This window comes from Gemmobacter lutimaris, assembly GCF_003570715.1.
GTDB classification, from domain to species: Bacteria; Pseudomonadota; Alphaproteobacteria; order Rhodobacterales; family Rhodobacteraceae; genus Gemmobacter; species Gemmobacter lutimaris.
Map to the genome: position 1 here is coordinate 22,303 of NZ_QXXQ01000015.1, position 14,624 is coordinate 36,926.

13 protein-coding genes are annotated in these 14,624 nt (G+C 60.2%); 6 read left to right on the forward strand and 7 right to left on the reverse strand.

From position 1 onward, the window contains the following. Positions 1-4: 4 nt before the first annotated feature. The 7 genes from D2N39_RS18740 to D2N39_RS18770 form a co-directional block, all read right to left on the reverse strand. Positions 5-1,048 (reverse strand): quaternary amine ABC transporter ATP-binding protein, encoded by a 1,044-nt coding sequence (locus D2N39_RS18740; RefSeq protein WP_233557277.1) that lies wholly within the window; start codon positions 1,046-1,048, stop codon positions 5-7. 13 nt (positions 1,049-1,061) lie between these two features. Then, the gene (locus D2N39_RS18745) at positions 1,062-2,096 is read right to left on the reverse strand and encodes an ABC transporter permease (RefSeq protein ID WP_119136328.1); all 1,035 of its coding nucleotides are present in this window, start codon (positions 2,094-2,096) and stop codon (positions 1,062-1,064) included. Positions 2,097-2,180: 84 nt separating this feature from the next. Beyond that, on the reverse strand, positions 2,181-3,152 hold the full coding sequence (locus tag D2N39_RS18750; RefSeq protein ID WP_119136329.1) for an ABC transporter substrate-binding protein: 972 nt from the start codon (positions 3,150-3,152) through the stop codon (positions 2,181-2,183). A gap of 76 nt (positions 3,153-3,228) precedes the next feature. Beyond that, a complete protein-coding gene (locus tag D2N39_RS18755; protein WP_119136330.1) occupies positions 3,229-3,615 on the reverse strand; it encodes a carboxymuconolactone decarboxylase family protein in 387 nt (128 codons plus the stop codon). Then, positions 3,612-5,069 carry an aldehyde dehydrogenase family protein gene (locus D2N39_RS18760; protein ID WP_119136331.1) on the reverse strand — a complete coding sequence of 486 codons (1,458 nt, stop codon included), beginning with the start codon at positions 5,067-5,069 and terminating at the stop codon, positions 3,612-3,614. The genes D2N39_RS18755 and D2N39_RS18760 overlap by 4 nt, the downstream gene beginning before the upstream one ends. Then, entirely contained in the window at positions 5,062-6,162 is a 1,101-nt protein-coding gene (locus D2N39_RS18765; RefSeq protein ID WP_119136332.1) for an aromatic ring-hydroxylating oxygenase subunit alpha, read from the reverse strand. Before D2N39_RS18765 ends, D2N39_RS18760 begins: the two co-directional genes overlap by 8 nt. Beyond that, positions 6,159-7,070 carry a MurR/RpiR family transcriptional regulator gene (locus D2N39_RS18770; protein ID WP_119136333.1) on the reverse strand — a complete coding sequence of 304 codons (912 nt, stop codon included), beginning with the start codon at positions 7,068-7,070 and terminating at the stop codon, positions 6,159-6,161. The genes D2N39_RS18765 and D2N39_RS18770 overlap by 4 nt, the downstream gene beginning before the upstream one ends. A gap of 68 nt (positions 7,071-7,138) precedes the next feature. On the opposite strand from D2N39_RS18770, the gene D2N39_RS18775 reads away from it, so the two are divergent. Genes D2N39_RS18775 through D2N39_RS18800 form a run of 6 tightly spaced genes read left to right on the forward strand, consistent with a single transcriptional unit; the run spans position 7,139 to position 14,615 of the window. Next, on the forward strand, positions 7,139-9,586 hold the full coding sequence (locus tag D2N39_RS18775; RefSeq protein WP_119136334.1) for an FAD-dependent oxidoreductase: 2,448 nt from the start codon (positions 7,139-7,141) through the stop codon (positions 9,584-9,586). A gap of 8 nt (positions 9,587-9,594) precedes the next feature. Next, positions 9,595-10,680, forward strand: a complete 1,086-nt coding sequence (locus tag D2N39_RS18780) for an alcohol dehydrogenase family protein (RefSeq protein ID WP_119136382.1) — start codon at positions 9,595-9,597, stop codon at positions 10,678-10,680. Continuing rightward, positions 10,677-11,300 (forward strand): dimethylsulfonioproprionate lyase family protein, encoded by a 624-nt coding sequence (locus D2N39_RS18785; RefSeq protein WP_119136335.1) that lies wholly within the window; start codon positions 10,677-10,679, stop codon positions 11,298-11,300. The genes D2N39_RS18780 and D2N39_RS18785 overlap by 4 nt, the downstream gene beginning before the upstream one ends. Continuing rightward, on the forward strand, positions 11,297-12,403 hold the full coding sequence (locus D2N39_RS18790; protein WP_119136336.1) for a mandelate racemase/muconate lactonizing enzyme family protein: 1,107 nt from the start codon (positions 11,297-11,299) through the stop codon (positions 12,401-12,403). Before D2N39_RS18785 ends, D2N39_RS18790 begins: the two co-directional genes overlap by 4 nt. Beyond that, positions 12,400-13,515, forward strand: a complete 1,116-nt coding sequence (locus D2N39_RS18795) for a mandelate racemase/muconate lactonizing enzyme family protein (RefSeq protein ID WP_119136337.1) — start codon at positions 12,400-12,402, stop codon at positions 13,513-13,515. Before D2N39_RS18790 ends, D2N39_RS18795 begins: the two co-directional genes overlap by 4 nt. Then, complete coding sequence (locus D2N39_RS18800; protein WP_119136338.1) at positions 13,512-14,615, forward strand: mandelate racemase/muconate lactonizing enzyme family protein; 1,104 nt, start codon at positions 13,512-13,514, stop codon at positions 14,613-14,615. Before D2N39_RS18795 ends, D2N39_RS18800 begins: the two co-directional genes overlap by 4 nt. The last annotated feature ends 9 nt before the right edge of the window (positions 14,616-14,624 follow it).

Below are 14,624 nucleotides of genomic sequence, written 5' to 3' on the forward strand. Positions count from 1 at the left end.
GCGCTCAATCTTTGTTCACCCGACGCGGAACCAAGGCCCTCAACACGGTTGTCATTTGCAGCGAGCCGACGATCTTACCGTCTTTGGTGACATTGAAGATGTGATCGGCGCTTCCCTTCGCCTTTTCAATAGCGTCTTCAAGTGTCGAGTTGACGTCGATGTGGTCGTCGCTTCCGCCCGTGACGACAGGTTCCATGACTGAACGCACGCGGAGGACACGGGCCCGGTTGATGTCGCGCACGAAATTTTCGATATACTCGTCCGTAGGGTTGAGGATGATCTCTTGCGGCTCGCCCTGTTGTATGATTCGGCCATCTTTGAGGACGACGAGATGATCGGCAAGTCGCAGCGCCTCGTCGAGGTCGTGCGTGATGAAGACGATTGTCTTGTGCAATTCGCGCTGCAATTCCAGCAAGAGCGCCTGCATGTCGGTGCGGATAATCGGGTCGAGGGCCGAGAAGGCCTCGTCCATCAGCATGATCTCTGCCTCGGAGCAAAGAGCACGGGCAATGCCGACGCGTTGCTGCATGCCGCCTGACAGCTGGTTTGGGTAGTTGGCCTCGAAACCTCCCAGCCCCACCCGATTGAGCCAGTCCTGCGCGCGTCCACGGACGGCAGTAGCGGACTCACCGCGAACAAGCGGCGCCATCATGACATTATCTATCACAGTGCGGTGGGGCAGCAGTGCAAATTTCTGAAAGACCATCGACATCCGCGATTGCCGGAGTGTGCGAAGATCATCCTGCTCCAATTTTGTGACGTCCACACCGTCGAGAAGGATTTCGCCGGACGTCGGATCGATGAGCCGGTTGAGGTGGCGGATCAATGTCGACTTGCCAGATCCGGACAGGCCCATAATCACGGTGATCTCGCCGGCGTAGATGTCGATGTTGATGTCTTCCAGACCGAGCACATGCTTGTGCTTCTCCAGAAGCTCCTGCTTGCTCATCCCGCCCTTTACGTTGAGCAGCATTCGCTTCGGATCGCCCCCGAAGATCTTGTACAGATTGCGGACCGAGACTTTTGGATGCTTCATCTGCCTGTTCATGTCGTCCTGTCTGTCAATGTCGTGTCGCATGGTCGACCCGCACGAGCGCTGCCTTGGTGACCCGGTCCAGCAGGATGGCGAGGATGACGATCCCCAGCCCGGCTATGATCCCAACACCCAGTTCGAGTTTTGCAATTCCGCGCAGTACCAAGGCACCAAGGCCCGGAGCGGACACGAGCGAGGCAATGACCACCATCGACAGTGACATCATGATCGTCTGATTCACGCCTGCCATGATGTTGGGAAGCGCCAGCGGTAGTTGGACCCCGAAGAGTTTCTGGTTTCTGGACATGCCGAAGGCGTCCGCCGCCTCAAGTACGTCCTTGTCGACCAGCCGGATCCCGAGGTCCGTCAACCTGATAACGGGAACGACTGCGTAAATGATGATCGCAATACCGTAAAGCTTGGACTCGGTTACGCTGAACAAGAAGATCAACGGGATCAGGTAAACGAAGGTCGGCAGCGTCTGCATCATGTCGAGAAGCGGCAAAACGCCTGCCCGCAGCCGATCACTGCGCGACATGGCGACCCCGATCGGAATGCCGATCATGATGCTGATCGTCGCACAGACGAGAATGATCGCCAGCGTCTGCATCGCGTAGGTGTAATGGTCGATGAAAGCGAGAGCGAGGAAAGACAGGGCAGCCAGAACCGTGACCTTCTTCGATCTCGTCACAAGTTGAGTGATAATGAGAAAGGCTGGGATCATGATCCACCAGGGCAACGACATGATACCGGCCAAGGCACCGTCGATGGCCCAACTCAATGGTTGCGTGATCGGGTCGAGTACGACTTTCAGAGGATTCTTGATAAGAAGGAAAATGTCTTCAAGGCCAGCTGTCATGTCACGCGTTCTGGGGACAGCTCCACATGCCTCATGAAGGGCATCGAGGGATGGAAAGGGCAGATCCCAAAGGCTTGTTTCCTGGTTCCCATTTGAGGACTTCGCCAGTAGCTCCGCCATGGACATGGTCCCGCTTGCGTTCGCGCCAGAATCGCACCAACCCTCAAGGCCCAGCGTTTCGAAGATTGCAGAGTATGTCGTCACGAACGTCCCCCCATCGCAAGTGACCGGCCGCCTTGTGTCGCGGCAGGATGGATGCGGGGGTGTTTGGCCCCCGCACGTTTCAGGCTATTGCAGAAGAGCAGCCAGCTTCTCCTGGGCTGCATCGTTCAGCCATTTGCCCCAGACATCCTTGTAGGTGGTCAGGAAATGCACGGCGGCTTCTTCGGCGGATGCCTTGTTGTCCTCCTGCCAGGCTAGCACTTCATTCATCTGCGCATTGGTGAAAGCTACTTTCGACATCAGGTCGGCCACCTCGGGTTCACGTTCGGCGAAATCGGTCGTCACGCCGGTCACAACACGAGCGCTGGGATAGGCTGATTTGCCCGGGTTGGCGCAGTCGGCGGCAGAGTTGCACGCATGGACGTCGGCGACATACGACCCCATGTCGACCATCACCATCTCGTACTTCCCAAGCACCGAGGTCGGCGCAAAATAATAGCCAAACCAAGGTTCCTTGCTCTCGTAGGCCGATGCGATCGAGGCGGCGAGGGTCTCGCTCGAGCCGTGGTTGAATACTTCCAGCCCATGGCCGGCGAAATCCCAAGCCTTGACAAGGTTGTCGTTGACAACGCGGCAGGCCCAGCCGTCGGGGCAGTTGTTGAACCTGCCGCCCACCAGTTCCGGATGCGCAAGCACTCCGTCCATCGTGGTCAGTTCAGGATGCTCGTCAGCCAAGTATTTGGGAATCCAGAATGCTTCAACTCCGCCGTCCGACAGCACGTCTGCGACCGTCTTGACCTTGCCGGCTCTCTCGAGGTCGGTGTAGCTGGGCGCGGTATTGACCCACAGTTCGGTTACAATGTCGGGTTTGCCAGTTTCTGCGATCGATGTAACTGACGGCAGCGTGGAGGACGGAACAACCGTCACACGACACTCGTAGCCTTGTTCCATGAGAAACTTTGACACCGAGGTCACGACGGCCGCCGATCCCCAATTCATTTCAGTGATCGAGACTTCACCGCACTCAGCTCGGGCCATGCCCGCGGAAAGTGCCAGTGCTGCGCCGATGGTCAAAGCGCTTAGTTTTGTAGTCTTCATTCAGATTTCTCCTTGTTGGAAGGTAGCTGAGATCGCCGGATTGGCCCGGTTCTGATCGTGGATTGGTTGCCGCTTGCTACGTCTTGGCGGCATCGAGCACGCTGCGCGCGACGCGGAAACACTCCAACGCCTGGGGGACACCGCAATAGATTCCGATCACGTGGATGATCGCTCGTATTTCGTCCTTGGTGACGCCGTTGTTGATTGCACCGCGGCAGTGCACCTCCCATTCGTGCATCTTTCCGAGGGCGCCGATCATGGCGAGGTTCATCATGGAACGGGTCTTGGCGGGGATCACATCATCGCCCCAGCCGAAACCCCAGCACCAAGCGGTCATCGCCTCCTGGAAGGGGCGGGTGAAGTCATCGGCGGAAGCAAGGTTCCGCTCTACGTAATCGGCGCCGAGGGTGGCCTTGCGCTGCGCAAGGCCCTTTTCAAACAGGTCTTGGTCGAACGCACTCATGCGGTACCTCTCAGTCTGATTGCGATGTTCTTGGTCTGCACGTAGTTCCACAGCGCCTCGCGACCTTTCTCGCGGCCGTAGCCGGATTTGCCATAGCCACCGAAGGGAGTTTCCACACCGCCGGCATACCATTCGTTGATAAAGATCTGCCCGGCACGGATCTTGCGGGCGGCTGCGGTGGCCCTGTCTAGATCGCGGGTGAAAACGCCTCCGACCAGCCCGTAGTCAGTGGCGTTCGCAATGCGGATCGCCTCGTCGTCCGACCCGAACTTCACGACAGAAAGGACCGGTCCGAAGACCTCGTCCCTCGCGATCGCCATTTCGGGCGTCACAGTCAGGACAGTCGGCTCAAGGAAGGCACCGGGGCGATTCAACTTGTGGCCACCGGTGACGACGCGGGCGCCCTCCGCCTCGGCGGCTCGGATCATGGCCTCGGCACGGTCGCGCTGGCTTTCGGATACCATCGCTCCCATGGTCAGACCGAACTCTGGCTGGTCGATGCCGGGGCCGACCTCCAGGGAGCTGGCCAGGCTTGCGATGCGGTCGACGAGTTCGTCGTGGATACGCTCCGAAGCAATGACACGGCTCATGGCCGAACAGACTTGACCAGCGTTGAAGAAGATACCCCAGCGCACGTCCGACATGAAAGCGTCGAGATCGGCGTCGTCGTGGACGATGGCAGCGGACTTGCCGCCAAGCTCCAACACGCAAGGCACGACGTTCCGTGCCGCCGCAGAGGCAATGGCAATGCCGGTTGGGACCGAACCTGTGAAAACAATCTGGTTGACGCCTGGATGCGCCGACAGCGCGGCACCAGCGTCTCGGCCAAGGCCGCAGATCACGTTGACCGCACCCTTCGGCAGCCCTGCTGCCACTGCCGCACGGGCGATGAAGGCATTGGTGAGCGGCGTCAGTTCTGGCGTCTTGATTACGCAGGCATTGCCGGTCGCGAGCGCTGCCGAAAGAGACCGGGCTGTCATCTCGATCGGGTAATTCCACGGAATAATCTGAGCCGAGACGCCGTAGGGTTCGTGCGTCGTGAAGTCGAGATAGCCCGCTCCAAGTGGAATTGAACGGCCCTCGACGGTTTCTGCCTGGTTTCCGTAATACTCGAAGTAGCGCGCTGCGCCCTGGACCTCAATCCGCGATTCCCAAAGCGGCTTGCCTTGTTCCAAGGTCAGAAGCCGCGCGATCTCTTCGATATTGTCGAGAAGATAGCGGCCCATGGCCTGCACCATGCGTCCCCGTTCCACTGGGCGAAGATCGGACAGCGCGCCGTCATCGTGGCAAGCGCGCGCGGCCTGGACCGCGCGGTCTACGTCAGCAGCGTCAGCCAAAGCCTGTTCGGCCAGCGCTTCGCCAGTACCGGGATCGGTCACGACAATCCGACCGGCGCAGCCGTCGACCCAAGCGCCGTCTATGTAATTCTGCCAGTAGGGCGCAATGTCATCCATCGACCGCCTCACGCATCCATTGCTGCAGGGTCCGGATCGAATGCTCGGAGTTCAGCCCGCAGGCCGGGTCAAGCACCAGGGGCCCCGGCCGATAGCCACGGCTTTTCAGCCCTCGCGCCACGCTTTCGACAAGCCTGATATCCTCTTCCACTGTTGTCTCGCGGTCCTGGACCGCAAGCCGCCGGATCACCTCGCTGTCCTCGCCGCCCGGTGTGTACCAGCCGCGCCAGACCGTGCAGTTGTCGACCCCGTGGGCGCGCCAGTGATAGGTGTTCAGAACGTTGCCCGGATAGACCTGGAACGAGAACATCGGCCAAAGGAAAAACGAGCGGTATTCTCCTCCGTGCGGTACCGAAGTGTCGATGGGATAGGTCATTTTCGAAAGATCCTGGCACTCGGTGGTGTGTCGCAGGACATAACCCTTTTTCATCGGCTGGATGTCGTATGTCTCGGGTCGGATGACGCCGGTGGCAAACGTGGGGTGGTTGATTGAGCAATGGTAGCACTCGGAGTAGTTCTCGACCGAGACCTTCCAATTGCACTTCTCAGGGATCTCGACCCATTCGATCGGTGCAAGGGTGTCGATATGAGGCACATAATCGGCCAGTTCCTCACGAACGCCGGGATACCATTCGTCCATGGGAGCGGCGTTGTCGTCGAGGTTCACAAAAATGAACCCATGGAAGACCTCTGTCCTGACGGAAGTCAGGCAGATCTTGCTGCGATCGAAGCCCGGGACCGCCTTGATGTTCGGCCCGGCACGGAGTTCTCCGGAAAGCTCGTAAGTCCAGGCATGGTAAGGGCAAACAACGACGCGGGTCGAGCCGGAGCCCTCAACCATCTGATGCGCGCGATGCTGGCAAACGTTGTAGAAGGTACGTAGTTCTCCCTCGCGACCACGGATACAGAAGAGGCTCTCGCCTGCGATTTCGAAGGTGAAGTAGTCGCCGGTATTCCTGACTTGGCTTGCATGCCCGGCAAACTGCCAGGTGCGGGCAAGTAGTCCCTTCATTTCCTGATCGAAAATCGTGGGGTCTGTATAGTAACGTGCTTCCAGCGAGTGGATGGGGGCCGGGGGCTCGTGAACGCTCATTCGTGCTTATCCTTTTCTCCGACATAGATGCCGAGCGCGTGGCGCTGGCTGTGGTAGCTTTCGATCGACGACACGACATCCTCGCCGGCTTCGGCGATGATGAACGCGATCAAGACTTCAAAGAATGCCGTCAGCGCCACAGTCGAGATGAAGAATTGTGGCGTGTCGGTCGGCACGACGAACCTGTGCTGCGCGTCGGGCATGATCGGGCTCGCAAGGCTGTCGGAAATGGCGATGACCCGAACGCGCTGAGCGCGCGCAACGGCGACTGCTTCGACAATTTCGCGCCGGTAGGGCCGGAAAGTCATGGCAATCAGAACGTCGTTTTCGTTAGCGCGCGCGAGCCCATCCACGGGCTGCGTTCCGCCTTGGGGAAGGGCCCGCACGCCGTCGATAGCCATGCCGGCCAGGTAGGCAAAGTTCTGCGCGATCGCATTGTTCACGCCCACACCGAGTGCAAAGCAGCGCCGTGCAGATACGATTTCGCGTGCTGCTGCCTGAATTGTGCGGTGGTCCGTCGAGGCGAAAAGGCCTTCTATGTTGTCGATGGCCGATTCGGCGCTTGCGGCGAAGAGGGCGCCCATCTCGTCACGTTGCGCGACCGACTGAAGCCAGCGCGCCCGGTCGGGATATGTCTCGCGGCCTTGGCGGATCTCGTTTCGAAATACCTCTCGGAACGATTCGTAGCTTTCGATTCCGATGGCTCGGGACAATCGTACCAATGTATTTGGCTTTACATCCGCCTTTGCGGCAAGCTGCCGGATGGAACACACGCCAATCTCATTGGGGTTTTCCAGTAGAAAGCCCGCCAACTTCGCCAGTTCCGGTGTGAATTCAGCTCGAAGGGCCTGAATCCGTTCAAGGATTTCGAGGGACGTGGCTGGATGTGGTTCATTTGTTTGTTTCATGATTGACGACACTACAAATGTTCGCTAGCCCTGTCCACAGAAAACATTTGTTCGAAAGGAAGCGATCAATGGTTCCCTCCTCTGCCCGCGTGGTGATCATCGGAGGCGGCATCATGGGCTGCGGTCTCGCCTATCACCTTGCACATGAAGGCTGGACGGACGTCGTCCTGCTCGAAAAGGCCGAGCTGACCTCTGGTTCCACATGGCATGCCGCCGGGCAGATCACGCATTCCACGTCCAGCTATGGTCTTGGCAAGTGCGTAGGCTACAATATCGATCTGTACTCGAAGGTGCTCGAGGCAGAGACCGGGCAGTCGGTCACCTGGCATGGCTGCGGCTCACTCCGGCTGGCTTATACCGACGACGAGCTTGACTGGCTCCACCAGACCATTTCAGTTGGCAAAGGCCTCGGTTTCCCGATGGAGCTTGTCGGGCCAGAGCGGATCCGCGAACTGCATCCCTTCTACAACCTCGATGGCGTCAAGGCGGCATTGCACACGCCCGACGACGGCCATGTCGACCCGGCCGGCGCGGCTTTTGCGCTCGCAAAGGGCGCGCGGCAGTTGGGCGTGAAGGTGATCCGACACTGCCGGGCCACGAACGTGACGTTTACGCCGAACGGCGAATGGCTCGTCGAAACCGAGCAGGGTTCGATTACTTGCGAGCATGTCGTCAACGCCGGCGGCACCTACGCAAGACAGGTGGCGTTGTGGTCGGGCTACGACCTTCCGACGACCTCGATGACGCACCACTACTTCATCACCGACACGGTCCCGGAGTTCCAGAACCTCGACAAGGAACTTCCCGTCGTTCGCGATGATCGGCTGGTCTCTGGCTATGTCCGGATGGAGCAGAAGAAAGGCCTGATCGGCATTTATGAGAAGGCCAATCCGAACACTGTCTGGGAAGATCACTGCCCTTGGGAAGCGGAGAACGAACTCTTCGAGCCGGACTATGATCGCATCATGCCCTGGCTCGAAAACGCGATGGGCCGAATGCCGATCCTCGCCGAACTTGGAATCACCCGCGAAGTGCATGGCGCGATCAGCCATCCGCCCGATGGCAACCCGCTGATCGGTCCGGCACCGGGGCTGAAGAACTACTGGTGCTGCTGCGGTACGCAAATCGGCATTGGTTGGGGCCCTGGTCTGACGCGGGAACTGGCGCGCTGGATAATTTCGGGCAAGCCCGAGATCAACATGCGTGAATTCGATCCGCGCAGGTTCGGCCCCTATGCGGATAAAACCTACCAGATCACCAAGGCCAAAGAGGATTACCTTCTGCGGCACGAGATTCCGTTCCCGCACTTCAACCGTCTTGAAGGCCGGCCGGTCAAGCCGTCCGCGCTTTATGAGGATTGCAAAGCTGAAGGCGCGGTGTTCGAGGAAGTTTACGGCCATGAGCGTCCGCGCTGGTTCGCGCCAGAGGGGACCAAGGCAGAGGATATCTATGGCTTCCGGCGTACCAAACTGCACGACATCGTCGGCGCCGAAGTGCGCGCAGTTCGCCAAAGTGCCGGCATTATGGATATTTCCGCCTTTACCAAGGTCGAGGTCTCAGGGCCGGACGCGCGCGCCTTCCTTGATCGATTGGTCGGCAACAAGCTGCCCGCGCCGGGGCGTATCGCTCTGACCCACATCTTGAACGAGGCGGGCCGGATCGAGCTGGAAACCACGATCGTCTGTCTTGCCCAAGACCGCTTCTATCTGGTCTGCGCAGCCTTCTTCGAACAGCGTCTGGTCGACAATCTGAGCTTCGCGCTGCAGGGCGAGAAGGTGACGATAACCAACCGCTCTTCTGACTGGGGTGCGGTTGCTCTGAACGGGCCGCTGTCTCGCGACATCCTCACGGCTTGCACCAGTTCCGACCTTTCCAACGCCGGATTCAAATGGATGACCGCGCAGGAAATCGAGGTGGGCGGCCACAGGCTTTGGGCTTTCCGGATGTCCTATGCGGGTGAGCTTGGCTGGGAATTCCACGGCCCTCGCGATGCGATCCTCGGGGCTTTCCGAGCCATCAAGGCGGCAGGCAAGCAATATGGGCTGAAAAACTACGGGTCTTTTGCCATGAACGCGATGCGCATGGAAAAGGCTTTCAAGGGTGCTGGGGAACTCACGAATGAAGTTACGCTGCCGGAAGCGGATGTCATGCGCTTTGTCAAACTGGACAAGGACTTCCGTGGCAAGGCGGTCACGGAAGCAGCCGCAGCCAAGCCGCTGCGCTTCGTCTGTGTCTACCTGGAAGTGACCGATGACGGCAAGTCCGACGGCAACGGCGGCGAGGCTGTTCTTGCAAATGGCACACAGATCGGAACCGTGAGTTCCATCGCCTTTGGTCATGGCGTAGGCAAACTTCTGGCCTTTGCCTACGTGAAACCCGAACATGCTGTGCCGGGCGCGACATTGGAAGTCGTGATCATGGGCGTGCCGCGGTCAGCCAAGGTACTGGGAGAGCCGGCATACGATCCTGAAAGCCTCAAGCCGCGGACTGACACCCGCGCTGAGGCGATGGCATGAGCGCTTTGATGAAAGCCATGGTCCTAGTGGGCCATGGTGACTTTGATAAGCTCGTTTGGCGCGAGGACTGGCCGAAGCCGGTCCCCGCTGCCGGCGAAGTCCTGATCAAGGTCGGAGCCTGCGGCCTCAACAACACCGATATCAATACGCGCACCGCCTGGTACGCGACGGAAGTGACGGCGGGAGTATCCCAGGCATCGGGAATTTCGGGATTTGATGTCCAGGATACTTCGGAAGGCACCTGGGGAGGCCTTCCGCTGACATTCCCGCGGATTCAGGGGGCCGATACAGTCGGATGCATCGAGGCGGTGGGAGACGGCGTTGATCCCACACGCATCGGCGAGCGGGTGATCGTCGATCCATGGCTTCTTGGGACCGGCGACTGGATGGACCCGGTGAACGCACCCTATTACGGTTCGGAATGTGACGGCGGCTTTGCTGAGTATACGACGATCCGTGCCAGCAACGCCCACCGGATCGACAGCCAACTGACCGACGCCGAGCTTGCTACCTTTCCTTGCGCTCTAACGACGGCGGAAACACTTGTGCTGAGGGCAGAGCCGAAGCCCGGCGAAACCGTCGTGGTCACCGGTGCGTCCGGAGGCGTCGGCAGCACCGCAATTCAACTTTGTCGGCTGCGTGGCGTGCGCGTCATCGGGATTGCTTCGGCCGCCAAGCACAGCCTTCTGCTGAAGGCTGGATGCGATGCCGTCATCGACCGTTCTGAACCTGACCTGGAGGCAGCTATCCGCAAGACTGCGGGCGGGCCGGTGGACATCGTCCTGGATGTCGTCGGCGGTGCGATGTTCATGCCGGTCATCAATGCGCTGCGTCAAGGGGGGCGCTATGCCTCCTGTGGAGCCATCTCGGGCCCAACGGTGAATTTTGACCTGCGTCGGCTCATTTATCGTGACTTGAAGCTCTCCGGCGCGACGATCACACCGCCTGGCACCATGGCGCGCTTGGTCCGACTGATTGAGCGCGGCCTACTCAAACCGCAACTCGCGGCGAGCTTCCCGCTGAAGGAACTCCACGCAGCGCAGCGCGCTTTCCTGGCCAAGGACCATGTCGGCAACATCGTGGTGACGCCATGATTTCCGCAGCGGCCACTCAGGAACGGGACAACGGCTTGCGGCAGATGTGGGGCGTACTGCGCGCCTATGTCGAGGCTCATGCGGAGCCTTTCCACAGCTTCACAGGCGCACTGCCTTACGACCTCAGTCTGCTTGCGACCGACACGAAAACGCTTCCGACGGGCGCGATGCTGGCGGAGATGTCAACCTTTGCCAGACCCGAGACGCGACCCTTGGTCGAGGCTGTCATCGCGGTGGCCAACTTGCTGGAGTGGCAACAGGGATATGACGAAGTACAGGTCGGATCCGACTATCTGGCACGATCCGGTTGGTGCCACCTTGCCGGGCCCGATGGCCCGATCCTGATGACGGGTGCCCGGCTTTTTCTGGGCTATTGGGGCGGCGGCCTCGATTATCCTTTCCACTGGCACGCGGCCGAAGAGTTGTACCTGACGCTCGCCGGTAGCGCCATTTTCCGCGCCGAGGGGCGCGCCGACGTTCGCGTAGGTCCGGGCGACAGTGTGCACCACGCTTCCTGGCAACCTCACGCCACCCAATTTGGGTCGAAAGGATTCCTCGCGCTCATCGCTTGGCGTGGGGCTGATCTGTCGATGAAACTGGAAATGGAGACGCGCAAGTGAAGATTACCCGCATACGTGTCTACAAGACGGACCTCCCCTACGTCGGAGGAACCTATTCCTGGGGCGCGGGAAACGCCATAAAGGTAGCCAAGGCGTCTGTCGTCGTCATCGACACGGACGCCGGGTTGTCCGGATGCGGGGAATTCACGCCCTGCGGCGAGAACTACATGGTTGCCCATTCCGAAGGGGTGGAGGCTGCGGCACGGCTTCTCGCACCGGCGCTGCTGGGCGAAGATCCCCGGCAGGTGGCGCGGATCGAGCGGATCATGGACCACGTCATTCAGGGTCACGGATATGCCAAGGCGCCAATTGATGCCGCGTGTTGGGACATTCTGGGCCAGTCCACCGGACAGCCTGTCTGGATGCTCCTCGGTGGAAGGCTGACGGAGGCCGCTCCAATGTATCGGGTCGCCCCGCAAAAATCGACGGACGAGACCATTGCCGAGATGGAGCGATATCGCCAGCAGGGCTACAGGCAGTTCCAGATCAAGGTCGGGGCCGACTGGGTGACGGACATCGACAGAATCCGCGCCACCTTGCCCCTGCTGAAGCCGGGCGAGAAGGCGATGGCCGATGCCAATCAGGGCTGGCGGGTGGACAATGCGATCCGCGTCGCACGCGCCACGCGAGATCTCGACTTCATTCTGGAACAGCCGTGCCGGACCTACGAGGAGTGCCAGCAGGTCCGACGTGTCGCCGAGCAGCCCATGAAGCTCGATGAATGCGTGACAGGTATGGCGGCGGCACAACGCATTGTTGCCGACCACGGGGCGGACATATGCTGCCTGAAGATCTCCAACCTCGGCGGGCTCTCGAAGGCACGTCGGGTACGTGATTTCCTGATCGACAACCGCATTCCGGTGGTCAGCGAGGACACCTGGGGCGGAGAGATCACATCTGCGGTTGTGGCTCACTTCGCCGCTTCGACACCTGAGGAATACCTTCAGAACACAACCGACCTCATGAACTACAACACCCGGTCGACAGGTATCGGAGGTCCGACTGCACAAGAAGGGAAACTCTTAGCCAGCGACACACCCGGGCTGGGCGTGCGCCCGGATTTCGAGAGCATCGGTTCCGCAGTTTCGGAGTATGTGCTGTGAAGATAACCCGCATCACGGTCTGGGCAGTCGATCTACCCTTGACGAAGCCCTACTGGCTTTCAGGCGGCCGGTTAAAATTCGAACGGCTCGACTCGACTTTCGTTCGCCTCGATACGGATGAGGGGATCTGCGGTTGGGGCGAGGGCTGCCCCTGGGGGACGACCTATCTGCCCGCGCACGGTCCAGGCATCCGTGCCGGCATTGCGATGCTTGCCCCGGCAATTCTTGGACGTGATCCACGCTCCCTCCGTTCGCTCAATGAGGTGATGGATGTCCAACTTCCGGGCCACCTCTACGTCAAATCGGCGATCGACATGGCGGCTTGGGATATTCTTGGCAAGGTCGCGAACATGCCGCTCTGGCAGCTTTTCGGGGCCCATACTGCGGAGCCGGTAGCGGTCAACTCGTCGATTTCCACCGGGACGCCAGATGAGATGATCGCCCTCATCGGCGAGGCATCGGCCAAAGGCTACCGCACGCATTCCGCCAAGCTCGGTGGCCACGACATTCGCGCCGATATTGCCCGGATCGAGGCGATCACGGCCGCGCTCCCGTCGGACGAGAAAGTCACCTACGACATCAACCGCGCATGGACACCCGGCGTTGCGGTGCAAGTTCTGAACTCGGTCGCGGCACGGGATTGGATCGAGCAGCCCTGCGAGACACTCGACCAATGCGCGCATGTGGCGGGTCGCGTCGCCAACCCCATCATGCTCGACGAATGCCTCCATACCTTCCAGGATCACCTTGACGCCTGGCGGCTTGGGGCGTGCGAGGGCGTCAAGGTCAAGCCGAACCGCGTTGGAGGGCTGACAAAGGCTCTGCAAATACGCGATTTTGGGGTCTCTGTCGGCTGGCAGATGCACATCGAGGATCTTGGCGGTTCAGCCTTGGCCGACACCGCGGCGATACACCTCGCCGCAGCCACGCCCCAGGCAAACCGGCTCGCAAGTTGGCTCTGCCACTATCACCTTTCGGTCGATCCGGTGCCTGATCAGGGTGCGCGCAATGAAGGTGGCTTTGCCACCCCGCCCTCTGTGCCGGGTCTCGGCGTAACACCTGATCCTGGGCGACTGGGCGATCCTGTCGCGGTCTATGAGGTTTCAAGATGAAGATCACACGCCTAACACTTTGGGAAATCCCGCTGACGAGCCATGTTGCCTATCACATGGCTGGCGGCAAAACGTGCGATACGGTCACCTCGGTCGTTCTTCGCGTCGATACAGATGAAGAAATCTCCGGCTGGGGCGAGGTCTGCCCGATCCCGCATTATCTGCCGGCCTACCCGGAAGGCGTCCGTCCCGCACTGGAATACTTGGCACCAGTGGTGATCGGATCTGATCCGGTTGGGCCAGAGGCACTGATGAGCCGCGCCGATGCGTGGCTCCAGGGTCATCCCTATGCCAAGTCGGCTCTGGATCTGGCGCTTTGGGATATTACGGGCAAGGTTGCCGGATTGCCGCTTTATGCGCTGCTCGGCGGGCGGCAGGTCAAGGACATGCCCCTATATCATTCCATCACTTGCATCGCGCCAGAAGAGATGGCGCGAATTGCAATGGAAGCTAAGGCCGAGGGGATCACTCAGTTCCAGGTCAAACTCGGTGCCGACGGCGACTGGCAGGCCGACGTTGCACGGTTGAGGATGGTGCGTGAGGTGGTGGGCGAAGGGCCGCTGGTTTACGGCGACTGGAATTGCGGCGCGACGCGGCTCGATGCCACGCGGGTTGGTAAGGCGGTGGCCGATCTGGACATCATGCTGGAACAGCCCTGCGCAACGCTAGAGGAATGCGCGGCGGTCCGCGCGGCGACCGGCCTGCCTATGAAGATCGACGAGAACGGGCACGACACCACCTCGCTGCTCAAGGCATACGAGCTTGGCTGCATGGATGCCGTCGCGCTGAAGCTGTCCAAGTTCGGCGGGCTTTCCCCGATGCGGCGGGCGCGCGATCTGTGCCTTCACCTTGGCGCGAAGATGTGCGTCGAGGACACTTGGGGATCGGACGTGACAACATCCGCATTGCTGCATCTGGCAGCTGCAACGCCCGAACGGATGCTTCTGAACACCTGCGATCTCTCGAACTACGTGGGACCACGACTTGATGCTGCGGCACCAAGCCGCCGCGACGGTCGCATTGCCCCGCCTGTAGGCCCCGGCCTGGGCGTCGTGCCCGACCCTGACACACTCGGCCAGTCTGCGGCCGTTATCGACTAGGAGAGCAAG